This is a genomic window from uncultured Sphaerochaeta sp. (assembly GCF_963676625.2).
GTDB lineage: Bacteria > Spirochaetota > Spirochaetia > Sphaerochaetales > Sphaerochaetaceae > Sphaerochaeta.
In genome coordinates, this window is sequence record NZ_CAXXYB010000004.1 from 978651 (window position 1) to 1001864 (window position 23214).

The 23214-nt window shown below is 43.7% G+C and carries 18 protein-coding genes; 5 read left to right on the forward strand and 13 right to left on the reverse strand.

Translation table 11 applies throughout. The features are described from left to right. Positions 1–139: 139 nt before the first annotated feature. The 5 genes from ACHZBG_RS07615 (at position 140) to ACHZBG_RS07635 (ending at position 7610) form a co-directional block, all read left to right on the forward strand. Positions 140–874: a response regulator gene (locus tag ACHZBG_RS07615; protein ID WP_320128849.1), complete on the forward strand. Its 735-nt coding sequence runs from the start codon at positions 140–142 to the stop codon at positions 872–874. Further along, positions 874–2670, forward strand: coding sequence for a histidine kinase (locus ACHZBG_RS07620; protein ID WP_320128850.1), 1797 nt, complete (start codon positions 874–876; stop codon positions 2668–2670). Before ACHZBG_RS07615 ends, ACHZBG_RS07620 begins: the two co-directional genes overlap by 1 nt. Before the next feature lie 66 nt (positions 2671–2736). Next, entirely contained in the window at positions 2737–5058 is a 2322-nt protein-coding gene (locus tag ACHZBG_RS07625; protein WP_320128851.1) for a hypothetical protein, read from the forward strand. Between the two features lie 44 nt (positions 5059–5102). Beyond that, complete coding sequence (locus ACHZBG_RS07630) at positions 5103–6422, forward strand: ABC transporter substrate-binding protein (protein WP_320128852.1); 1320 nt, start codon at positions 5103–5105, stop codon at positions 6420–6422. A gap of 417 nt (positions 6423–6839) precedes the next feature. Continuing rightward, positions 6840–7610: a hypothetical protein gene (locus tag ACHZBG_RS07635; protein WP_320128853.1), complete on the forward strand. Its 771-nt coding sequence runs from the start codon at positions 6840–6842 to the stop codon at positions 7608–7610. Between the two features lie 107 nt (positions 7611–7717). Here ACHZBG_RS07635 and ACHZBG_RS07640 read toward each other — a convergent pair whose 3' ends face one another. The 13 genes from ACHZBG_RS07640 to ACHZBG_RS07700 form a co-directional block, all read right to left on the reverse strand. Then, positions 7718–8653, reverse strand: a complete 936-nt coding sequence (locus ACHZBG_RS07640) for a pectinesterase family protein (RefSeq protein WP_320128854.1) — start codon at positions 8651–8653, stop codon at positions 7718–7720. Further along, positions 8646–9704, reverse strand: coding sequence for an alpha/beta hydrolase family protein (locus tag ACHZBG_RS07645; RefSeq protein ID WP_320128855.1), 1059 nt, complete (start codon positions 9702–9704; stop codon positions 8646–8648). The genes ACHZBG_RS07640 and ACHZBG_RS07645 overlap by 8 nt, the downstream gene beginning before the upstream one ends. 70 nt (positions 9705–9774) lie before the next feature. Further along, positions 9775–11364 carry an extracellular solute-binding protein gene (locus ACHZBG_RS07650; protein WP_320128856.1) on the reverse strand — a complete coding sequence of 530 codons (1590 nt, stop codon included), beginning with the start codon at positions 11362–11364 and terminating at the stop codon, positions 9775–9777. A 32-nt stretch (positions 11365–11396) separates the two neighbouring features. Further along, a complete protein-coding gene (locus ACHZBG_RS07655; RefSeq protein WP_320128857.1) occupies positions 11397–12308 on the reverse strand; it encodes a carbohydrate ABC transporter permease in 912 nt (303 codons plus the stop codon). A 12-nt stretch (positions 12309–12320) separates the two neighbouring features. Further along, complete coding sequence (locus ACHZBG_RS07660) at positions 12321–13280, reverse strand: ABC transporter permease subunit (RefSeq protein WP_320128858.1); 960 nt, start codon at positions 13278–13280, stop codon at positions 12321–12323. Positions 13281–13380: 100 nt separating this feature from the next. After that, positions 13381–15501 (reverse strand): helix-turn-helix domain-containing protein, encoded by a 2121-nt coding sequence (locus ACHZBG_RS07665; RefSeq protein ID WP_394699350.1) that lies wholly within the window; start codon positions 15499–15501, stop codon positions 13381–13383. 109 nt (positions 15502–15610) lie between these two features. Beyond that, on the reverse strand, positions 15611–16816 hold the full coding sequence (locus tag ACHZBG_RS07670) for an ROK family protein (protein ID WP_320128860.1): 1206 nt from the start codon (positions 16814–16816) through the stop codon (positions 15611–15613). 60 nt (positions 16817–16876) lie between these two features. Next, complete coding sequence (locus ACHZBG_RS07675) at positions 16877–17764, reverse strand: DMT family transporter (protein WP_320128861.1); 888 nt, start codon at positions 17762–17764, stop codon at positions 16877–16879. Between the two features lie 15 nt (positions 17765–17779). Beyond that, a complete protein-coding gene (locus tag ACHZBG_RS07680; RefSeq protein ID WP_320128862.1) occupies positions 17780–19129 on the reverse strand; it encodes an L-serine ammonia-lyase, iron-sulfur-dependent, subunit alpha in 1350 nt (449 codons plus the stop codon). Beyond that, complete coding sequence (locus tag ACHZBG_RS07685; protein ID WP_320128863.1) at positions 19126–20046, reverse strand: amidohydrolase family protein; 921 nt, start codon at positions 20044–20046, stop codon at positions 19126–19128. The genes ACHZBG_RS07680 and ACHZBG_RS07685 overlap by 4 nt, the downstream gene beginning before the upstream one ends. Before the next feature lie 15 nt (positions 20047–20061). Next, on the reverse strand, positions 20062–20886 hold the full coding sequence (locus ACHZBG_RS07690) for a carbohydrate ABC transporter permease (protein WP_320128864.1): 825 nt from the start codon (positions 20884–20886) through the stop codon (positions 20062–20064). After that, entirely contained in the window at positions 20876–21775 is a 900-nt protein-coding gene (locus ACHZBG_RS07695) for a sugar ABC transporter permease (RefSeq protein ID WP_320128865.1), read from the reverse strand. The genes ACHZBG_RS07690 and ACHZBG_RS07695 overlap by 11 nt, the downstream gene beginning before the upstream one ends. A 98-nt stretch (positions 21776–21873) precedes the next feature. Continuing rightward, complete coding sequence (locus ACHZBG_RS07700; RefSeq protein WP_320128866.1) at positions 21874–23175, reverse strand: extracellular solute-binding protein; 1302 nt, start codon at positions 23173–23175, stop codon at positions 21874–21876. Between the last annotated feature and the right edge of the window lie 39 nt (positions 23176–23214).

Sequence of the window (23214 nt, forward strand, 5' to 3'; positions counted from 1 at the left end):
TGGTTTCAGCTCCTCGGAATTGTTCTTGCGAAACGAACGTTTCGTGCTTATGATTATATCATTCACAAAAATGCAGGATAGGTTTTGATTTTCGTCAAAAGGTATCATTTCTTATGCTAATCAAAGTTCTGGAGACCCTATGTACCAAATAGTGCTGTTAGACGACGAGGTAAATATCCTGGAAGGTTTGGAAAATCACTTTCCCTGGAGTGAATTCGGGTTCGAAATTGCGAAAACTTTCAATTACGCTTCCGCTGCCCTGGAATTTCTTGCCCAGAATCCAATAGAGCTGGTAATTACTGATATAAAAATGCCAAATATGGATGGAATAGAGTTCGTCAAGGAACTGAGACGAAGGAAGATTCCAACCTTGGTGATTCTTTTGAGCGGCTATGCAGATTTTTCCTATGCAAAGAAAGCGATCAGCTATGGAGTCAAGGAGTATCTCTTGAAACCCTTGGACAGGGAAGCCTTGTCGCTGACCCTGACCAAGATAAAAGAGGAACTTGATAGAATCAATTATCCTGAAAGAGAATCGGAAAAATATAACGGCTATTATAAACAGATAACGGAAACCATCAAAACGTATGTATCCAGGGAATATGCCCACGCAACCCTTGATGAAGCTGCATTATTGGTAGCGCTCAGTCCCAATTATGTCTCCAAATTATTCAAAAGTGAAACAGACCAGAAATTCTCGGATTATCTACTGGAAGTCAAGATGAAAAAAGCCGTCAGCCTGCTCCAGGATGTCAATCTCCGTATTTATGAAATATCCTTTGCTGTCGGATACGATAACCCAAAGAACTTTACCCGTGCTTTTAAACAATATTTCGGCAAGACTCCCTGGGAATACAGAGAGGCTGGAATTTGATGCAAAAAAATTCCCATACAATGAGCAGACGTTTCTTTGTAACCAGCTTTGAGCGATACCTATTGCTTCTGCTCGTCCCCATGCTCTTATTCAGCTCCCTTATCATTTGGATTGTCAAAGGGAGAGTGACCAGCTTGATCGAAGACAATACCCAATCTCTCTTTTCCCTCTCTTCCTTGAGCCTCGAGGATCTGTTTGACGAAATGTTACAGACAAAGATATTCATTGAATCAAAAGCTGATGTCCATATCAGTCTCTTTCAGGTCCTGGACGAGGATAATCCATCAACTGAGGCTCTTGCCTCCCTGGAACAGTTGAGCAGATATCAGGCCACGATCTTGAACTCAAAATATTATATTCATTCCCTTTACATCGGAAAAACTGGAGCTCCCTATGTCATTGTCAATGGAGAGAGAAAAAAAGAAAAAGAGATGATAGACCAGGGGTGGTATGAGAGCATTGCATCTCATGACAAGAAACTAAATACCTGGATAGAAGCCCGTACCATCAAGCAATATACCTTTGAGGAAAAAGGTGTTCCGGTAATTTCCATCTACCAAAAAACGATGTACAACGAAGTTATCGTGGTCAATCTCTATCAAAACTACTTTTCTACCCTATTGGATTCAATAGCCCATGTGGGAAAGGAAGCCCTTTGGGTATCAGATGGAAAAGGAAAGATACTCTTTGAAAACAGAGACTCCTCCTTGCTTTCCGATTCCTTGAAAGCTTCCACCTACACGCAAAGCCTTGCCTTGAAAACCAAGGGAATGAAAAGGGGGGATTATTATCTGACTTCCTTGAAAATGGAAAAATATGATCTTCGTTTCATCTCCCTTATTCCAAACAAATTGATTTATGCAACGCCCCAGATACTCTTGAATGTCACACTCTTTGTGGCAATCATAACAACAATTCTTTCGATGCTCCTTGCTCTTATGTTTACGAGAAAAAACTACCTGCAAGTAAGTAAGATAGTCACGATCTTTGAAAAAAACCTACAGGAAAAGATGCTTCTTGATTTGGACCGAAAAGGAAGCAATGCCTATTTCTATATTTTGGAAAGCGCTACAAAAATGTTCGTAAACAACGCAACGCTCAAAGCCGAACTTGCAGAACACCAATATGAATTGCTCAGTGCAAAGTTTGCTGCTTTGCAATACCAAATAAACCCGCATTTTATTTTCAACACCTTGCAGGCAATCGACCTGGAAATCCTTAAAGCCACAGGAAAACCTGTGCAAGCAAATAAGATAGTCAGCCAATTCGCCAACATTATGCGTTACTCCCTGGGTAATCCAACTACACTAGTTCCACTACGACAAGAAATTACCATGGCCAGAACCTATATCGCCATGAACCAATACAGAATCGGCAATCGTTTCCAGGTAATTTGGGATTATGAAGAGGAAGAATGTGACGAAATCCCTGTAATCCGCTTGATTTTCCAACCTCTCATCGAGAATGCCATAAGCCATGCACTTCCCCCGGAAGAAAGATTGACATTGGTCAGGATACGTATCCATAAACGTGGACAATACCTTCAGGTAAGTGTAGTGGACAACGGCCTTGGCATCCCTGCAGACAGGCTGGCTGCCCTTCGTGAAGGATTGGAATCAAACACGACTCCGCAAGAAAAACAAGTGGGATTGAAGAATGTAAATAACCGTTTGATTCTCCAGTATGATGAAACCTGCCACCTTAAGGTCTATAGTATTCTTGGTCATGGAACCGGTATTTTTTTTCGTATCGGAATTGGCACGGAAGTACCCACGGAATCCCTCTCGAGTGATTGATAATGATACCTTTTAGCTGAAGTTGATAACTTTTGGGTCTAAAACACCGATGTTATACTCTGCAGTATGATAAAAATTCATTTTGAAACCATTTCTCGTTATAATAAAACCTCTGAACCAGTAAAGATATCAGTCCCATTTTCTCAAGGAGCGTTACTGAAAAACAATATTCAAAACGTCCGGATAAAAACAAAAGAAGGGAAATGCCTTCCTTCCCAAGTAGCAGCTACCAATTATCATCAGGATGGTTCCATTCGCTATTTATTGGTACATTTTCTCGCTGATTTTGTAAAAAACAAACCAACGGATTTCTTTCTGGATATAGAAACTGCCCAATATACCTTCACCCCCCAGGTTTCGGTGGCTCCAGGACCGAACGGAAGCATGGTCATCGATACAGGTAAGATTACGTGCATTCTTGCAGGCCCTGGGAGTCCTCCCATACAAAAAATAGAGGGACAAGGAACTTGCCTCACGGAAAACCAGATCGAAGGACCCAAGATATATAATGAATCGGGCGAAGCTTTCACGGCAATAATAGGAGCCAAGGGATGGACCATCCTGGAAGCAGGGCCAATCAGGGCAATGGTTCGTTGCAAGGGTCGGCATTATGACCAGACAGGACAGAGTTGGTTTGATTTTGTATTTACCCTCATAGCATATGCCAATTCAAGTGTCCTTCGGGCGGAACATCAAATAATCAATACGGAAAAAGGAAAAGAGGATGTTACGGAAGTCCTCAAACTCACCAATGAACAAGCAGGATTGAAATATGATACCAACTATCCCTTTGAATTCCTCAGTGGGGCTGAATTCATCCTTAAACCTTCCGTTACCGATACAAAATTGGTTGAAAAGAAGTTATTTACCTCCAGTTTCAATTACCAAGTACAAAAAGGAACCTATGACCAAGTCCTAAACCAGGAAATCAGTGCAGATACCATTATTGAAACACCCAATGAAATGTTTCCTGAAGTCCTGTTCAGTATTTTTGCCAGTGATTGGAACGATGGAACCTGTGCTTTTACTGCTTCCTTGTACCAAGCTTACCAGAATTTTCCAAAAGCCCTGGAAATGAAAGAAAACCAATTGGTATTGTCTCTTTTCCCTCGCACCTACCCTATGATAAAAATTCCCCAGGGTGTTGCCAAGACACTGCGATTCGATCTATTCCTCCATGAACCGGCTTTGGAAGAGAAGTTCTTGGTCGACCGGCTTCTGATGCTCGAAATGCCTCCGGTTCCATCCCTTGAGGTAGAAACCTACATGAAGGCACAGGTCTTTGGCAAAGAAGTCTCCGACCTCTACCATCATCCAACTGAACGTTTTCTCTACCGATTTGTTGATTCGCGGGCAAAAGGTCTGGGATTCTTGCATTTCGGAGACGGTCCTGAATGGGAATATTCCAAGCAAGGAAGAAGCAAGGGACGTGATATCTGGATAAACAACGAATATGACATGCCCCATAATTTTATGGTCATGTTTGCCAGGACGGGAGACAGACGTTATTTTGATTATCTGGTAGCTGCTGTCAGGCATTGGTACGATGTTGATGTCTGCCATTTTAGCCAACATCCCTATCATGAGGGATTACTGTATACCCATAGCATCGACCACGTATCAGGACAACCGGTACCCAGTCACCAATGGGTCGAGGGATTCCTGGATTATTATCATCTGACAGGAGACCCCATAGGATTGGAAACTGCGTATACCATCGGAGAAAAGCTTCTCGAGTTGGTAGCCTTGCCTATTTATAATGATCCGGGGACAATTGAACCGCGCGAGATCGGTTGGTCTTTACGTACTTTTCTCTCTCTCTTCACAGAAACCCATGAACAACGATGGCTCGAGGCCTGCAAACCCATCGTCCAAACGTATATAACGTGGGCAAAGCTGTACGGGAACTGGACAAGTCCCTACCCAGATAACTACCTTGACAGGGTACCCTTCATGATTGATGTAGGTTTGGTCGGACTCTATGCCTACTACCAATTCAACAAAACCAAAGAAGTGAGGGACACTCTTCTGATGGTAATTGACGATCTGGTCAAAGAGTGTTTGATACCGAGAGCCAATATGTTTTTCGGGAAACAACATCCTGCCATACGTTACCAAAACTTGAACGGAATGGTTCTGGAAGTCTTGGAAATCGGATACGAACTTACAGGCAAGAAGGACTATCTTGAAGCCGGATTGGGAATGTTCAATTGGATTACCAAGGAAAACCAACCACCGATTTATGATTTCTCAAAAACCAAGAGGGATGCCTTTACCGTAATTTATGATTGCCCGGTCGGTCCGAAACGCTGTGCACAAACGTTGTTGCCACTACTGAAATACTATACGGCAATAATCACCGAGGGACTGCTCCCTCAAGAAGCTTAGATAAACATTGTACCATTGCATTGAAAATAAAGGGAGGAGTTACAATGAAAAAAGGAAGTCGTATCGTCGTTGGCCTCATGATTGCCATGTTGGCGGTGGCCAGTTCAGGATTATTTGCTTCGGGGGCATCTGAAAAAGATGCTACTACGGATTCAGGTCCGGTTTCTTTACGCTTTTCTTGGTGGGGCAATGATTCACGCCATAAGGCTACCATAGCGGTAATCGATCAGTACATGGCAAAGAATCCTAATGTCCAAATCGCTGCGGAATATAGAGGAAAAAGTGAACGGGAGAAAATTGCCACGGAATTGGCAGGGGGAACAGTCGCCGATATCGTGCAACTGAATCCACCTTGGATGGGTGATTTTACTTCGGCAGGCGATTTCTTTGCAGACTTGGGCCAGTATTCATCAATACTCGACACCAAAGGTTTCAGCAAGCAATTTCTCGACGATTATTGTATGTATAACGGGAAACTCATTGCCTTGCCAACCGGATTGAATGCCAGGACTTCCATCATCAACAAGACTCTTGCCAATAAATTTGGCATCTCCACTTCCTTGGATACTACCTGGACCTGGGACGATTTCGTGAACATAGGCAAGAAGATTCAGGAACAAGATCCTGAAAAATATTTGCTGAATGCCGATTCAGTTGACATGACGGAATTTGTCCTATTGCCCTATCTCGTACAACTTACCGGCAATCAGCTTATCAAAGATGATTACACAAGAGGTTTCTCTGCCGATGAATTCAAGAATGCCTTGTCCTTCATTTCCAAGCTGTACACCGAAAAGGTTGTCATTCCTGCCCAAGAAGGAAATGTATTCCTAAATTCGATTTGGACCAATCCAAAATGGCTCAACGGAAATATTGTAATGGAATTTTCGTGGACCAGCTTGTATGACGCAGTTGCAGGCGATATGAAAGACGATATGGGAACCTTCATCCTGCCTGTCATGAAGAATGCAAAGAATACAGGACTTATCATTGTTCCATCCCAATTATTGGCTATTTCGAACAAGAGCAAAGCCCCCATGGAAGCGGCAAAGTTCATCAACTATTTCCTGAACGACCTGGAGGCTGGTAAAACGCTCAAGGATGTCAGGGCAGTACCTCCTGTAGATACAGTACAAGAGGCTTGTGAGAGTGCTGGTTTGATCAATGAAAATATCATCAAGGCAACAGTATATGCCCAAAAGAACCAAGGGTTATACCGTAACTACCTTTCTTCAAATGCAGAAATCGTCAAGGTGTTGAATGATGCCGTGGAGAAGGTGGCCTATGATTCCAATTCTATCGATAAAGTAACAAATGATTCAATCAAGCTAATCGATTACATCCTCAACGAATTGAAGAATTGATCAAACAGATCCTGGAGCTTTTGGTTCCCTAAAGAAGCTTTACTATCGCAGATGTACAAAAATTTCTTTAGGGAACATGGATTTTGCCTTGGTACCTTGGGTTCCTGTATACTGGAGTTCAAGGACCAAGGCTTTTTGTACGTATGGATAAACTCCAAATACAGAACAATTCTGAACAGCGCACTGCTCTTGAACATACTCGTATCCAATTCATCATCCTTGTAAGCCCCTTTGTTGCATACTGTTTATATTTTTTGACTATTCGGTATTTTTGTCTAAAAATATGAACAATAGGGGAAAGCACTTCCATAGCCAGAAGACTCTATGCTCTTACAATAAAGCTTCGCACGCCTTGACTCTCAGTGCAAATTTCGAGAACCTTACCATATACGAACACACATACTTGAAGAGGAATATATGAAAAATAATAGAGCCATCTTGCTTGTTGTCCTCCTTGCCCTGTCTTTCCTTCCTGTCTCCCTGTTTGCAAGCGAAGCAGGAAACGCAACCTTGGGAGGAGTAAATGGATATCTGGTAATACCGAGTGCAGAACCAGTATATAGTTCAAAGGACACATCGGTATCGACAGGGTATTCTGCAATCATCACCTCAGGAACCTTTGCCAATATCCCCTATTTGCAAGTAGGTTTTTCAAATACCTATGAACTGGGCCTTGCAGCGGACATCACGGAAAATACCACCGATTTGCTTTTGAACGTCAAATGGAGACTGTCAAAAAACGGGAACACCTCAATGGCAATCGGAGCAGTCGCCCAAGCCATAAACGTAGGAGAAAATACCCAGTTTGCCGCCCAGGTCTATTTTGCCAGTACATTCAACAGTTCCTTCATTGACTGGCCGTCCAAAACTACCATCTTGCTTGGATACACCTTTGACGACAACCTCAATACGGACATCAATTTCGGCATGGGATTCGAGATCCCCTTCTTCAAGGATACCTTCAATGACAAATTGAAAGCCCTTATCGACTTCGGCAACGTATCCTACAGTGTGTCGCCAAGTGCAGGCAATGCCGAAAACAGGGGTATGATAAACGTGGGACTGCGATTGGTTCCCATAGAATTCCTCAAGTCAGTCTATATCTCGGCTGATATCCGCGCCCTCGATCTCTTTGACGATTCGGGAAGGGCCCTCAGCCTGGGAGCTACCATCTCGTTCAGACCGTAAAAGTACGTTTTCCTACCAATAGACAAAAGGTCCTGCAAAGGATCTTTTGTTATAAAAACTCCCTTGAATGAAGTTATTCGCTAACAATGCTGGGTCTGAAAGCTATTCTATTTAGAGAAAGAGGCAAGCAGAGAGAAAGCAGCTTTCTCCTCAAGCAGGCTTGCAGGTGTTTTTCTTTCCAGAGGAAAAGAAGAATGGGAGTCGAATTCAGCAAAGGTATAGGAATGTTCGTCTTCCTTCCCTGACCAAGGCGAAACTCCCAATCTATTGATATGCTCTCCATAGGTACAGCAAAGGAACGTTGCCTTCCCTTCTGGACGCCAAGGTCTCATAAGATAGACCGATTCGGCACTACAGCCCTCTGAGCAAAAATTGCATCGATAAAAGACCAGGCCCCTCTCCTCTTTCTTGCCACAGGGAGCGGCAACATAGCCGTTGATTTTCTCCCCTCGGTTCAGGGAAACCAAGGTGCAAGAGTCAAAAAGGGCATCGGCACCACCAAAAATAAAATCGATGTCACCTTGGATGACAGAATTCTTGACCAACACCTCAGCAGAGACACGTCTTGAAAAACATCGGGGCCCCAAGAAGCCATCCACTTCCCGTTCTTTTTCGGGAAGTGGTGCCAGGAAAAGAGTGTCTTGATGGGAATACAAGTGGATATCTTCCAAAATACTTTGTCGTACATCCAGATAAAGCGCCACCGATTGCCCTACTGTCCGTCCATCCCCTGCCTCATTTTTTATCCCCAGATGGGCAAGATGCACCCGTTTCCCGGAAAAAAACGCAGTATAGGAGCGAAAGGTCCCTCGTTTGCGTCCTTCGGGAAGCATTTCATAGGCACCCTCGGAAAAGGTAATGACAGTCTCTTCAGGGCCTTCACCCAAAAGAGTGATATCTTTCTTGTCACAAAACAATTTTTCCCGGTACAGTCCTTTTTTTACCCGTATCAAGGCTTTTGTCCCGTACGGAACTTGATTCAAAGCTTCTTGAATCGAATAAAAATCATACCGGCCATTATGTCCTACGGAAAGTTCAAGCATGTACTTCTCCCAATACAGTTTCGAGTGCCAAAAGCATATGGGTATCGGAAAAATGATGTTCCCCTGATACGATATCGTGATAGAGTTTTTTGGAGGCACCCAATAGTTCGTAGTTTTTTTGTACGATTGCATATTGTTCCTGCACATTTTTCATGCCTCTCGATCCATTGAGATGATCCTCGCTACACGATTGGATGACCAGAGGTCGAGGAGCGAACAAGGATGCAATATCCCCCATATCGAAACTTCGCCATAAAGAAGGCACATAGTTGCAACTGCAATTTCCGTTGAGCACAAGCAGGGAATCCTTGAAACCATAAAAATAACCACTGATAAAAGCCATCTGGATACGTGGTTCCAAGGCAGCAAGATAAAGACTTTGCATGCCGCCCCCGGAAAATCCCAGAACAGCAATATCTTCCACCGACCAATTGCCACGCTCCACCAGATAATCGACAAGCCGCATCAAATCCCATACCAATAAACCAGGAACAGTATACCCAAGGGGTTCTGCCATATGGGCAAGATGAAAACACGTAGAGGAAAGGATATCCTCTTCTGCTTGTTTTGCTTCATCCCTGCGCTCAGAGAACCCCCGGGGATCAGGGGCTACTGCCACAAAACCTGCTTTGGCAAGTTTCAGGGCATAGTCATAATTATAGAAAGAAATCATCTGCTTGACCAAAGGTTGCTCACCATTGCCAGCCACCGATTCCTTGCCTGCTCCCTGATGCCCTGCAGGACAAATGAAAATTCTGGTATCAGGTCCCGCTGAATCAGGAATGAGAATATAGAAAGGCATGAAAACTTCGTCTTCCGTACGAATCAATACCTTTTCCCTCGTAATTCCATTTTCAAGCCTAGTGTGGTCAAGTACTACAGGTATTGGCGAAATTCTTTCCATCAGCTCCAAGCCAAGCAAGGAGCAAAGTTTTGTCTGGGCACTTTTTTGCCAGGCAAGCAACTCTTTTGCTGTCTTTCCCTGAAAGGCCTCTTTTCTGGCAAGCGCATCAAATTTACTTTCAAAACTCTTCAGACTTCCATAGAACATATTGCATTCCTTTCCAAAGAAAAACGGATAGCGTAAAGGGAATCTACGCTATCCTATCAAACAGCAATCCTTACTTCAAGGCACTCTTGAAACGCTGATACTGTGCAGTCCTGACCTTCAAGACTTCAGGTAGATTCATACGATCGAGAGCATCAAGGTACGACTGATACTGCGTCAAGGGAGTAACTCCCGTTACAAAAGAAACAGCCATTTCATCGACATAGGTCTGGATATCGACCATATACTGTGCACTGATCTCAGCTTCTTTCTCGGTGGCATAGATAAACGGCCAGGGGTCCTTCACGAACTGCGCAATATAGGCATCTTGCTTTGCATGCCAAGGAGCAACCAAAGCATTGGTAGCTTCCACCGACTGGTGTGCAGGAAGTACCTGGGCAGGATTGATACCAAGTTGCTGCAACCAGGTATTATCAGAAGCTTTCGTGGTATATTTCTTGGAGCCATCGGGTTCTACGGTATAACTTTCACCTTCAATACCCCAGACATACATCTCCTGGTTCTTTTCGCAGGTCGCCCAATCAAGCCATTTCGCGGCAAGATCTATTTTTGAGGATGAAGAGGTTATGCCAAATACCGAACCGACAGCATTCCTTCCTACAAAAAATCCTTTTGACGGTCCCGAAAGCGGTTGCTGGGCAACCACTCCATTTTCCAAGGTACCATCATAATAAGGAAGCTGGGGACTATAGGTCATGGACTGCTGCCAACCATAATCGAAGGTAATCCCTGTCTTATCCTGAGCAAAACGAGCAACAATCTGGTCTCTGGTCAAGGTTGTATACTCGACTTCCAGCAACCCTTCCTTGTACAAGCCATTGAGGAAAGCAAGGTACTCTTTGTATTGTGGAGTTGACTGCGCATAAACCACTTCCCCCTTATCATTTTCAAAGAATCCAGAACCAATATCGGAAGTGAAATTCAATCCAAAGGCAGGACCAAACATATAAGGCAGGAAATTAGCCCTGACTGACATGGGAATCTCATCGGCAAGGCCATTGCCATTCATATCATGGGAGGCATAATAGCGCAACACCGCAACAAACTCATCCAGTGTCTTGGGAACTGCAAGCCCAGCATCCTTGAGCCACTTCATATTATACATCAATACCGGTTGATAATTATGGGTTACGTTGGTGGTCGGCACATAATAGATATGACCATCGGAAGCTGTCAGACTCGCCTTGATAACCGGATTGGCATCAAGCCAGGCCTTGTAATTAGGCATTTCGGAAAAATGGGTATCCAAAGGTACAAACATACCTGAAGATAAATAGGTCTGGTTCTGGTCCAGGTCAGGAAGCAAAACTACATCGGGAAGGTCCACGCCAGAGGCAAGCATGGGGCTTACGGCATCCGGATAGTTCGTAGGATCGACCAACGTCCAGTCAATGCTAATCCCTGCATCTTTCTGCACCTTCTCCACGATAGCGGCTTTTTTTATATCCACGGTGGTATAATATGAATTCTGGGCAAGAGTACTCAAACTCTGTCCCTGAATGTCCGTGATAGGGGCCTCACCAGTATAGACGTACTTGCTGGCAGTACTTTCCGTGGTGACTTCTTTCCCACTTTTTCCGCAACCGGATAAAAGCAATAACAGAACCAATGACACGAGAACAAGATTCCAAGTCCTTTTCATATATTCTCTCCTTTTCCAAGATAGGCAAATCCTCAACCTTTTACAGCCCCAAGCATCGTTCCTTTCACTAAATATTTTTGTATGAAGGGACAAATCAACATTACGGGAATGACCGCAAGCACGATGCAGACATAGCGAACCTGCAGCGTCGATTGCGCCGCGGCGGCAATCGCGGTAGTACCTCCGGCGTTTTGCATGATTTCGTTTGAAGAAAGCAACAAGATTTTTCTGAGAAACAATTGCAACGGCTGCAATTCCTTTTTTCCCAGATAAAGCAAGGCATTGAAAAAATCATTGTATCTGGCAACGGCATAATACAAGGTCAACACTGCCAGGGTAGGCTTGCTCAGGGGCATGGCAATTCTGCCAAGACAGATAAAATCATTGGCTCCCTCCAAGGAAGCCTCCTCAAAGAGCTCCTCTGGTATCGCCTCGAAAGCCGACCGGCAAATCATCACGTTGAACACGGAAATCAGTACAGGCAGAATCATCGCCCAACGCGAATTGTACAACCCAAGACTGGTTACCACGATATAAGTCGGAATCAAGCCACCAGAAAAATACATGGTGAAGGCCAAAAAGAAATTCAACTTCTTCCTGAGGAAAAATCTCTTCCGTGATAACGGATAAGCTGCCAAACACGTCATAAGAATATTCAGCACGGTCCCTACGACCGTGTAGTAGAACGTATTGGAATAACTTAACCAGAGATCGGAATACCCCATAACCATCTTGAAAACATCAAAATTACAATCAACAGGGAAAAGCCAGACCTTTCCTTGGTTAACGGCCGCTCCGCTGGAAATCGAAATGCTTATCACATACAGGAAGGGATAGGCACAGATTACGACAGCAAGCAACACAAGCAACCAGACGACCATATCGAACATCTTGTCGCCCAAAGCTTCATGCCTGAATTCCTGTATAGCCCCTTCTTTCTTCATACCTTCACCTCATTACCAGACCGAAGTCTCGGTCAATTTCCGAGAAAATCTATTGCTCAAAAAGACTATTGCGAAAGTAATGACCGAATTGAAAAGTCCAACGGCTGTTGCATATCCGTAATTATGGTTTTCTATACCCTGGCGATATACATACGTCTGTATGACATCCGCGGTTTCATAGATACCGGGCGAATATAACAGGTAGACCTTCTCAAAGCCGACATTGAGTAGATTGCCCAAGGACATGATCAACAACAAAATGATGGTCGAACTGATCGAAGGCAGTACCAGATACCATACTTTCTTCAATTTGCTTGCTCCATCCACGTCCATGGCTTCATACAGTTCAGGAGGGATTGCCATGATTGCTGCCACAAAGATTATTGAATTGAATCCAAAAGATTGCCACGAACCTGAAAGCACATAGATTGCCCTGAAATATTGTGGTTGCCCAAGGAAGTTTACGGGCTTGCCACCACAAGCGACAATAAGTTGGTTTATAATTCCACTGGAAGGAGAAAGAAAGTTATTGATCATACCGACAACGACGACGGTAGAGATGAAATAAGGCAAATAGGTCAGCACTTGGGCAGACTTCTGTACCGTTTTATTTTGTATTTGGGTAATGCAGATGGCAAAGAAAATAGGAATCGGAAATCCGAAGATCAAAGAATAAAAGGAAAGCAGAAAGGTATTTCGTATCAACCTGAAGGCATAGGGAGATTGGAAGAACTGTCTGAACCATTTCAGGCCAACGAACTTGCTGCTGAAAATCCCCGAGAATCCGGCACCTGGCCGAAACTGGGTAAAACCCATATACAGGCCAACCATCGGAAGATAGCAAAACAAAATATAATAAGCCATCACGGGAATCATCATGATGACGAGATATTTCCCTCTGTTCCAATTTCTTTTTGACAGAATTTTATAATCATCGTTATAGTGCACAGCAGAGTGCAGTTCTTTTCGCATCCTCAGGTTTCCCCTTTCTACACTCAATTGTTTGATCCATTTCACCAAAAGCGAAACGTTCAAAATTTTCCCGTGCTTTAAAAAAGGAAAATAGGGATATTCACTGCCTCAGATTATGTTTTTCCCTGAATTCACTCGGTGTGACTCCCGTAATCAATTTAAAATTCCGCCGAAAGGTCAACACGCTTCCATACCCTACTTTTTGGGAAATCGTCTCAAAATTCACGTTTCCCGCAAGAATCAATTCCTGGGCATATAAAATGCGCTTATTGGTTACATACTGCAAATAGGTGGTGGCCTGCTTCTTGTATAAAAGAGAAATATACTTGCTGCTTACATCGAAGGTATCCATCAAATAAGAGAGCGAGAGTTGTTGCAACGTAAAATTCTCATCCACGAAATCCAGGATTTTCATCGAAAGGTTATCGGAGGACAAAGCGACCTTTTGCTTTTTCTCTTCCTCAATAAGGGTTTTGAGTACTGCCTCATAATACGTGAAGATTTCAGCAAGGGTCATTTCTTTCTGAACCTTCTCAATCTGGATATTTGTATTCAGCAGATGGAGATTCCTTACTACTTTCATACAAGTATAATGCAACTCATCGGCAAGAGCAGCCACGGAAGAAGCAGAAAGTTCATACCTCATCTCATTCTGTCTTAAAATATCTTCAAGGTACCTCACAGAACCCTCGATATCCTCATCCCGTACGAATTTGGTAAGATATACATCTGCATTGGGTACGAAATAATACGTTGCCGAATGTAAGCTCATCTCCTTTTCGTAGAAATATACATCCCCTTTTCCTTGGGAAACCATATTGGCAAGTGCCGAAAGAGCACAGGAACAAGCCTCCTTGAATTCGGAAATATCTTCACGGCAATCATCAACCCCGATGGTAACACTGCATCGGGATGAGACGAATTCAGTAAGAAATTTTTGAATCCGGGCAATCAAGTCATCCACTCCTTCATCTTTTTCAATATTTATGATGAGAAAATAGTTCTGGCGATCCGTACGATAGTAATAGATTTTCAATTCTTCATTTGAGAAGACTGCATCAAGCTTAATGGCAGCTTCTTCTGAGATGTCATAATCCTTCTCATCTGACGATGAAAAATTAACGGCACAGATATAATAATAAGGTTTTTCCAGATTCAAGAATTTTCGGGAGATACTGACACTGAGCGGGTAGTCATTGACCATCATTCCATGAAGCATTCCCTGCTCAATATAAGGGGAGATTGTCGTCAAGGTTTCCTGATACCCAGCATAGACACCGATGATGCCTTTCAAGTTCTCGATCATCTTGTCAATGCCATCCGCCTGGGAAGTTTCCTCGGTTTGCTCAGGCATCAGTTGCGTTATCTCCTTGATCGGTTTGTAATATTTCTGGGAGTAAAAAAAGGCCAGGAGCAGAAAGATCAGCGAAAAGGCAAGGCCTACCCCGATCGGCAAGAAAACCGAAGTGTAATCCGAAATAAAGAAATCATAGGCAGGAAAAAAGACCTGAATTTTCAAATTTGGCAGGTTTGTGCAAGCAATCTCCTCATAGAGGGTTCCTTTGCTGTCGTCGGCCAAGGGAAAAAGACTATTGCCCTGGTAAATAACCTTATAGGGTGTTTGCTTCCCAAGGATTTTCTCCACATCCTTCTTTAGGCGATCAAGGTTAAGATTAACTACGATAACTCCCCGGTTGGTGCCTCCGTAGTATTTGAAATCATCACAATACAACAACGCTTGCTTTTGCATTGTCACCCTATCGGAGTCAAAAGCAAAGGCCTGGGCAACGGAACTCACATATAAATAGGGTTTTGGATATTCCACAGCATTAAACGGGGTTGCAAGGATCAATGCACCTAAAGATGAGAAAACTCGGTTCTGGCCATTTAAAAAGAGAAGCAATTCATCTACGTCAAAATTTCCCAACGTTGCGACACTTCTCCGCAAATCAATCTGGATGGCGGAATAGTCGGAACTGGTAAGTTCAGCATTTTCCACAAGTACTTTATGCAAGGTACGTACTGATTCAGAATAGTTGATGGACGAAATGATTTTATTCGCACTTTCAAGTCGCGTATCAAATACAGTCCTGACCGCTTCCAGTTTTTTGGAATCTTCCAATTCATATCGCTCTCGTCCAAGCTGAAATGAATCATAAGCAACAACAACCACATATAGGGAAAAACAGAGAAAAATGATGGAAATGTAGGAAATGAACATTCCTCTCCAGAACCTTCGCTCATTGTGGTTTAACATAATTTGGCAGTATAAAGGATATTTACCCAAGTCGCAAGAAAACTTGACCAAGCCATGCAAGACGGACTTCCTGTCATTTTTCCATTATCATTGCTAAATTGAGGAAAGAGGTTTCCATCCAATGCTGAAACATCCGTTCGCCACCCCCGATCAAGACAAGTTCAGAAGTAGTACCCTCAACATAACGAATCTGCAGGTCAACGGCTCGTGCTAAATTGGATAATTCCTTGCATCGTTTCGTAACAAGCAGTTTCATATACGGAAACAACGGACTCATATTTCCCCCAAGCATAATCTCCTGGGGATTGAAAAGATCAAACAATTCTGCCATGACCTCTCCAATTTTTTGGGCTGAAAGATTTATACGTTGAATGACCCGCTCTTCCCCTGCTGCATAGCGCAAGGCAAGATAAGAGGCATATTCTGCTGAAGTTACCAGATCATGCAATTGTTTCATCTCTCCCAAATCCTGGGCAATGGATTCCAAGGTGGCAACAGTACGCAAACACCCGGTACCACCGCACTTACAGGGTTTCATAAGCCCCGAAACCTTGATATGCCCAAGCTCCCCGGCGAAACCATTGGTACCACGATATAACTTCCCATCGATTACGATTCCCAATCCAATGCCCTGGGTAAAGAATATTGAAAGGAGATTCTTTCCCACAACAGTTCCTTCCATCATTTGTGAAAGTCCGGCAAGGTTGGCATCGTTATCGATAATTACCATTTTTTCAGGAAACAACTCTGAAATATGTCGTTTGAGTTGAACCCCTTCAAATACAGGATTGGAACTTTGCAGCAACCTACCGGTTACCGGGTCATAGGCAGCGGAAACCCCTACACAGACACCCAAGATGTTTCCTGCGTTTCCTTTTTGCAAAAGGTCAAATGAAGTCTTTATATTCGAAAGAATTGTTTCCAACGAATCATCATCAGAGACTTCAAATCTCGTACAGTCCCGGATCTCATTGCGCAGGTTTACAAAACCCATAAAAACATGCTGGGTATGGTGCATATCAATGACCAAGGTATAGGCAAAATCAGGACAAAAACTTACTCTTGCCGCTTTTCTTCCCCCTGTGGAACGAACATTTTCCGTAACTGAGATCAACCCCACTTTTTCCAAATCAGAACACATATTTGAAACAGAAGCAAAACTCAATTGAACATGCCCTACCAATTCGGATTTTGTCAGGTCACCAAAACGACGAAGAACAGAATAAACCTTTTCGGCATTTGCAACTCTGACATCCAGATTTGTGGAAACTCTTTTCATACAAACATTCACTCCAATCCCTGATAGAATATCATATTTTCGTAGTCTATAAATACAGAACTATTGCTTCTCTGGATTCGATACAGTAAAAACCACTGCGAACACAATGGCCAGGATTACAAAAACCATTAATAAGGATGGCTTATCATCCGGAATGAATATCCAGCTGAGCACTGCACCAAGAGAAGGAATCAAGAACTTCCACATGGAAATAGTCGAGATCCTCACCTGGGGTTGCATAAGTATAACCATCCATAAGGAAACCGCAATAGCCGTAATCGACGCTAAAAACAAAACACTCAAGACCAAGGGTACCGTATATACAACTTTCCCCATGGGTTCAAAGACAAAAGCCAGAACAAAAACCACAAGTCCCCCAAAAAAGGTCTGTACAAAATTAACCGAAAGAGGGGGAAGTCCCTGCAGACGTTTCTTGATAATAACATACCCAAAGGCCGAAGAGAAATTGCAGATCATCAACAAACCCACACCCATGAATTCATGGAGCCCTGCTTCTGTCCAGGGTTCCCGACTCAAGGTCAAGACGACAACTCCCAAAAGACCAAGAAACAATCCAAAGCCTTTTCGAAGAGTCATGTGCTCATCCTTCAGTATAAGCACAGCTACCAAGGCGGATACCGCAGGGGAAGCTCCTATGATAATGGCTCCAAACGAACCAGGAACCAAATTCAAGCCCAGATTAAACGTACAGAAAACAATGACTGTTTGGAATAAACTCAGCAAGGCGACCCAACCATAGTAGCCGGACAACCCCTTGAAGGGATTAATACGAAGAAACAATAAAAGCAAACAGGAAGCAATCATAAGGCGAAGACCTGCCAAATGAAGCGGAGGAATAAAGGCAAGTGCATATTTTCCTCCCATAAAGGCAGAAGCCCAAAGAATACAGGCAAAAATTGCAGAAGCCTGTATTTTTACGTTACTCATATATTTTGGCATTTTCTACTCGCTTTTTCCTTCAATTTTTTTGTTTGCATTCCTGGCACGTATAATTGAGACCATTGTCTGGTCAAAGGAAGCCATCCCTTCTACATGAATACGTCTTAAAGTTTCCAGCAACCCTGAAAAAGAGTCAGAAGCAAGACCTTCCGAAGGAGGAACAACCATACCCTTCATAGCCGATAAAGCTGACTCCAATGCAACCTGGGCTCCTAGGGAGGTTTTTAGGCTACAACTGACCTTTGCCCCATCACAAACCACCCCACCCAAACTATTGAGTACAATATTCATGGCTTGAAGCATCTGTTCGGCAGTACCTCCAAGGCCCCAAACGAGAGAACAAGAAACAGCCAAGGCTGAAGAAACGGCACAACCACACATCGGTGTAAGGATTCCGGTTTTTTGTTTGATAAGATAAAGAACCACCACGGCGAGCAAAGCACCCTGCAATAGGGAATGATCAGGATTGATTGCTGATAATTGCCATCCTTCATAGAGAGTAAGAAAGACGGTGATACCATGATTTCCGGAACCTCCTGTAGCCATAATAGGAATATTTTTCCCTCCCATTCTTGCTCGCGTTGCATTTTCCACCCGTCTCCGGGCCTCATATACCAGACGTACAGGGGAAGGCCCTTCGCTGAATCCATACATGTCAGATAAGCCTTCGTTTGAAGCTTCCCTGTTTACGGCAATACCTTGAGCTAATTTACCAAGCTCGGAATCAGGTATTTTTTCCACAGCCCTAGCCAAGGCCTCCAAATCTTCAAGAACTATAGGAGAACCCATTTGGGGAAACGCATTGTCCTCAATTTTCTCGGCAACAACCTGGCTCATGGTTTTTTTGTCATTGAAAGAAGTCCAAAGAATCCTGTTATGGTGTCCTTTGATACTGGCTCCGCTTATACATCCATCCTTCCAACGGGCAGATACCAAGACAGATACCTCTCTGCTGGTTTCATCCACCAAAACAGCTATAGGAACCGTTTTTACCAGTTCGTGGGCAGCAAGTTTCAAATCCGGTGAAATATATTCGAACAGTAACAAAGAACGTGCGGTATCGTGAATCAAGGCACCAAGGGCTATCGCCAGCGGAATCCCGCTTTCTCCCATCTGGGGAAGTCCAACAGATGAGGCATTTTTAAAAAGATTCCTATCCACCGTTACCTCAAGGGAAGAAAGCTGAGAAACCAAAGGCTCTTTCTCCCAAGCTGGAACATGCTGGATATAGGTTTCTACAGCAGCAGCCACGCCCAGACCCATGGCCGTAGGATCGGTGCATCCTACGGTCAATTGCAATTCCTCATCCATGAGGGAAAGAAGCAATTGTGTTGGAATTTCATGTTCGCTCATGCGTGCCTTAACCCTAGGAGCAAGGCCGCATTATCATGTAAAACCAGTCGCATTTGTCGATCATCCAACCCCAGGAACCTAAAATTCTTCTGCTGTTCCTCTAGATACAAAGAGGCAAATCCGCGAGGCATCCAGCTGGAATCAGTGGCAAAAATCAATCTTCCAGGTCCAATTGTCTCAATGAACTTCCGCATTACATCTTCAAGGGTAAGTCGATAAGGCATCCAGCGAATCCATTGATTTGACCCGGAAGTATCGACAAACACATTGGGCCGGGTCCAGCACAGCTGCAATAAATCTCCCATATGGGTACATCCGAAATGGGGTACCACAAAATTCACCCTGGGAAAATCGCGTGAAACCTTTGCAATGCTCAAGGGAGAAATATTCTCTCCGTTGGGAGTTCCCCCAGCAGCTCCCAATAGCCCAAAATGGATCAGGACAGGAGCTTGATACCGTTCACAAATTTCCCATAACGGATAATATCGAGGATCTGACAGAGGGGTATCCACCAAAGGTCCCAATAATTTATAACCCTTGAGGCCAAGATCCCTAAACGCATGTTCCAATTGTTCTGCTGCATCCGGGGCATCTGGATGATGATGGGCAAACCCTAAAAAAGTATCGGGATGCATAGCCACTATCTTTGACAATCGCTCATTGCCTCCCCCTGATACAAAAACCACTTGCTCGATGGATTTTTGTTTGAGATCCTCATACCAGAGATCCGCCATCTGTCCGTCAGTTCCCGATGGTACAGGTTTTGGGAAATCAAAGGCCTTCCTCCAGATTTCACCATGGTCACGGCTACCTTCAGTAGTGAATTCAACTTTTTTTTCCATTGCATAATCAGGAAACCATTCCCCTTGATTGGGAAAATGACAATGAAAATCCAATACGGGAATATCTTGAATCATAAACAACTCCTTTTTTTAACCTTTTACGCCAGTAAGGGCTATTCCCTGAATAATCTGGCGTTGAAAAATTGTAAACACAATAAACACGGGAATCGTGGCAACCGAAGCTCCCGTCATAACCATTTCCCATTGCGATTGGAATTCACCGTTGAAAAAGGATAGTCCCACAGGCAAGGTATACATCCTAATTTTATTGGAAACGATCAAAGGCCACATAAAGGCATTCCAGTTTCCGATGAAAGAGAAAATAGCAAGGGCAGCCAAAGCCGGCTTGACCAAAGGAATTGCAATACGGCTCCAAATATAAAATTCATTCAAGCCATCAATTCTCCCGGCATCGAGCAGGTCGTTGGGCACCCCAGTGAAGAACTGCCGCATGAGAAAGGTACCAAAGCCCGACATCAAACCAGGAAACATGATGCCCCAATAGGAATCTAGCCAGTTCAGTTGATTGGACATTACATACCAAGGAATAACCAACATCTCTGTAGGAACCATCATAGTTGACATAATCAACAGGAAAATGAGTTGTTTTCCCCTGAACTCATATTTGCAGAGGGTGAATCCAACCAAGGAGTCAAAGAACAAAACCGAGACAGTTACCGCCATCCCAACAAAGAACGAATTGGCAAACCACCAAGGGAATTCACTGCTCTTGAGCAATCTCAAATAGTTTCCAAAAGTAGGATGTGCCGGGATGATGGACAGATTATAGACATCGACACCTTGTTTGAACGAGGTGGCAAGCATCCAGACAAATGGGAACAACATACAAAGTCCCAAAACTGCCAAAACCAGTACTCGAACATATTCAATAGGGGATTTTTTTTTAGTATTCACTTTTCATCACCTTTAACTGGAAGAGCGTAATTGCCAGAATGAACAGAAAAAGAATTACCGTCATCGCTGAGGCATAGCCCATATCGAAATCCCTGAAAGCGCTGTTATAAATATAAAGAACCAAAGGCTTTGTAGAGTTTAAAGGCCCTCCTTCTCCCTGATAGGTCATATTCAATACCTGGGTAAAGATCCTCAGGTACCTGATAGTCCCTGTCACAACCAGAAAAACCGTGGTCGGTTTGAGTAAAGGCAGGGTTATATGCCGTAGCAAGGCAATTTTTCCTGCACCGTCAAGGGAGGCGGCCTCATAGTAATCCTGGGGAATTCCCTTGAGCCCAGCCAGAAATATGACCATCTGAAAACCAATGTCAGCCCAAATGGTGGTCGTAATGATGGAAAAGATTGCCTGGCTCTGCGAAAAGAGGAACTTCTGCTGGGGAAGCCCCATCGTTATGAGAATCCTATTGAAGAATCCTATGGGAGCTGGCTGATACAACCAACGCCATACCCAGGCTACCGCTACCATGGAGGTAATGTACGGGACAAAGTAGATAGACTTGAACAATTCGGACCCTATTTTTGCCTTCTCGATATTGTAGGCAAGGACAAAGCCTAAAAAGAGGCTCGCGGGTAACCCGAAAACAACATATTTACCCGTATTCTGCAGAGTTTTCCAAAACAGGGAATCCTGCCACATTTTGATATAATTGCTGAATCCTATAAGATTCTTTTCCTTGGAAACTATATTCCAGTCGGTAAAAGAAAGAAAAAATGCATAAAAGGTCGGATAAAATCGTATAATTGTGTAATACAAGATGGGAATGACAAGAAAGGCATATGCCCATCTACGTTTCGTACGTTCCAAACTTGAAATTTTTCGATGTTCCATTACCTTACCTCTTTCATGATACTTTTTATCCGAACGAAACCCCGTTATTTAGGTTGCCGTCTCTTACTGACGGCAACCCCAGGCAAATGCATTTGCTTTTACTTGTTCGCGTAATACTTATCCAGGACCGCCTGTTCTGTCTTTGCAGCTTCGTCTACAGCCTGTTGGACCGACATACCATTAAGAAGAACCTGGTCATAGGCATCAATCCAAACCTTACGTTGGGCATCCTCGTTTACGAACTTGGTTGCCGTAGCATATTCCAGGCCACGAATGAACGGACCGTACTTCGGATCGTTCTTGAATTCATCCTTTGTGGCAATGGATTTCTTTGCAGGAAGCTCGCCGATGTTCTTCAACCACATGGCCATTACTTCATCGGAAGTCAAGAAATCAATAAACTTCAAGGAAGCCTCAAGCTCCTTTCCTTTTGTAAAACTTGTGATGCCATTGGCCCAGAAGGAAGCAAAGTTGGATTTCACCCCATTCAGGGATGGCAACTCAGTTACACCATAGTGAAGGGTAGCGAGCTTATCAAAGGTACCGAGCCTGAAAGATCCGTCAATAGTCATTCCCATCATCCCTGCACTAAAGGCAGTTACATCGTCTGTCATGAAATTTGGCATCCCGATATGCTGGACGGTATTCAGATCGGTAAAAAATTTGAATGCAGAATAACCGGCCTCATTATTGTAGGTGACAGTCTTGCCATCCTCACTATAGGGAGTTCCGCCATATTGTCTGATAAGAACTTCTCGCAACCAATGGTGCAACTGTGCCCTGAGTTCCATGGTCATACCCGTCTGTAGATAATTGCCCTGCTTGTCGACCTTCGTAAGTTTTTTTGCATCGGCAACCAATTCAGCAACCGTAGTGGGGGGAACCTCGGGGTCAAGACCTGCAGCCTTGAATAGATCCTTGTTCCAAAAAAGTGCCAGGGAACGCACCGCAGTGGGAAGTGCATAGTATTCTCCCTTGAATTTCGCAGCACTTACCAGGGGAAAGAATTCCGACTCAATGCTGGCATTGGAAAACAAAGATGAGGTCAACGGCTGAAGATACCCAGAATCGATATATAGAGGCAACCATCCATAGTAGAGATTTACAATATTCGGGCCTTCCCCGGAAGGAACCGAAGAAGCTACCTTGGTATTGTATTGCTCATACGGAAAAGTCTGTTGAATAACCTTGATATCAGGGTTGGCTTTCTCGAACATACTGATAAGCGTATCCATGGTATCTTTCTTGGTTTCATAGTAATACTGCCAATATACTATCTCGGTGACATCTTTTTTTGCTGCAACAGCCGGAACTTCTTCTTGCTCGCCCTTGGCAAACAATTGAGCCGAAAAAAGCATGGTTGCCAGTAACAGCATAACAAGTACAATTCGTTTTTTCATCAGGTCCTCCTAAAATATTCTATTATCATTAAATCCTCA

What these genes read in the sequence shown, in the direction of transcription:
- ACHZBG_RS07675 (WP_320128861.1), bottom strand. Translation starts at nt 17,764, where the DNA reads ATGAGTAACGTAAAAATACAGGCTTCTGCAATTTTTGCCTGTATTCTT.
- ACHZBG_RS07635 (WP_320128853.1), top strand. Translation starts at nt 6,840, where the DNA reads ATGAAAAATAATAGAGCCATCTTGCTTGTTGTCCTCCTTGCCCTGTCT.
- ACHZBG_RS07650 (WP_320128856.1), bottom strand. Translation starts at nt 11,364, where the DNA reads ATGAAAAGGACTTGGAATCTTGTTCTCGTGTCATTGGTTCTGTTATTG.
- ACHZBG_RS07695 (WP_320128865.1), bottom strand. Translation starts at nt 21,775, where the DNA reads ATGGAACATCGAAAAATTTCAAGTTTGGAACGTACGAAACGTAGATGG.
- ACHZBG_RS07670 (WP_320128860.1), bottom strand. Translation starts at nt 16,816, where the DNA reads ATGAAAAGAGTTTCCACAAATCTGGATGTCAGAGTTGCAAATGCCGAA.
- ACHZBG_RS07645 (WP_320128855.1), bottom strand. Translation starts at nt 9,704, where the DNA reads ATGTTCTATGGAAGTCTGAAGAGTTTTGAAAGTAAATTTGATGCGCTT.
- ACHZBG_RS07640 (WP_320128854.1), bottom strand. Translation starts at nt 8,653, where the DNA reads ATGCTTGAACTTTCCGTAGGACATAATGGCCGGTATGATTTTTATTCG.
- ACHZBG_RS07685 (WP_320128863.1), bottom strand. Translation starts at nt 20,046, where the DNA reads ATGATTCAAGATATTCCCGTATTGGATTTTCATTGTCATTTTCCCAAT.
- ACHZBG_RS07655 (WP_320128857.1), bottom strand. Translation starts at nt 12,308, where the DNA reads ATGAAGAAAGAAGGGGCTATACAGGAATTCAGGCATGAAGCTTTGGGC.
- ACHZBG_RS07700 (WP_320128866.1), bottom strand. Translation starts at nt 23,175, where the DNA reads ATGAAAAAACGAATTGTACTTGTTATGCTGTTACTGGCAACCATGCTT.
- ACHZBG_RS07660 (WP_320128858.1), bottom strand. Translation starts at nt 13,280, where the DNA reads ATGCGAAAAGAACTGCACTCTGCTGTGCACTATAACGATGATTATAAA.
- ACHZBG_RS07625 (WP_320128851.1), top strand. Translation starts at nt 2,737, where the DNA reads ATGATAAAAATTCATTTTGAAACCATTTCTCGTTATAATAAAACCTCT.
- ACHZBG_RS07620 (WP_320128850.1), top strand. Translation starts at nt 874, where the DNA reads ATGCAAAAAAATTCCCATACAATGAGCAGACGTTTCTTTGTAACCAGC.
- ACHZBG_RS07680 (WP_320128862.1), bottom strand. Translation starts at nt 19,129, where the DNA reads ATGAGCGAACATGAAATTCCAACACAATTGCTTCTTTCCCTCATGGAT.
- ACHZBG_RS07630 (WP_320128852.1), top strand. Translation starts at nt 5,103, where the DNA reads ATGAAAAAAGGAAGTCGTATCGTCGTTGGCCTCATGATTGCCATGTTG.
- ACHZBG_RS07615 (WP_320128849.1), top strand. Translation starts at nt 140, where the DNA reads ATGTACCAAATAGTGCTGTTAGACGACGAGGTAAATATCCTGGAAGGT.
- ACHZBG_RS07665 (WP_394699350.1), bottom strand. Translation starts at nt 15,501, where the DNA reads ATGTTCATTTCCTACATTTCCATCATTTTTCTCTGTTTTTCCCTATAT.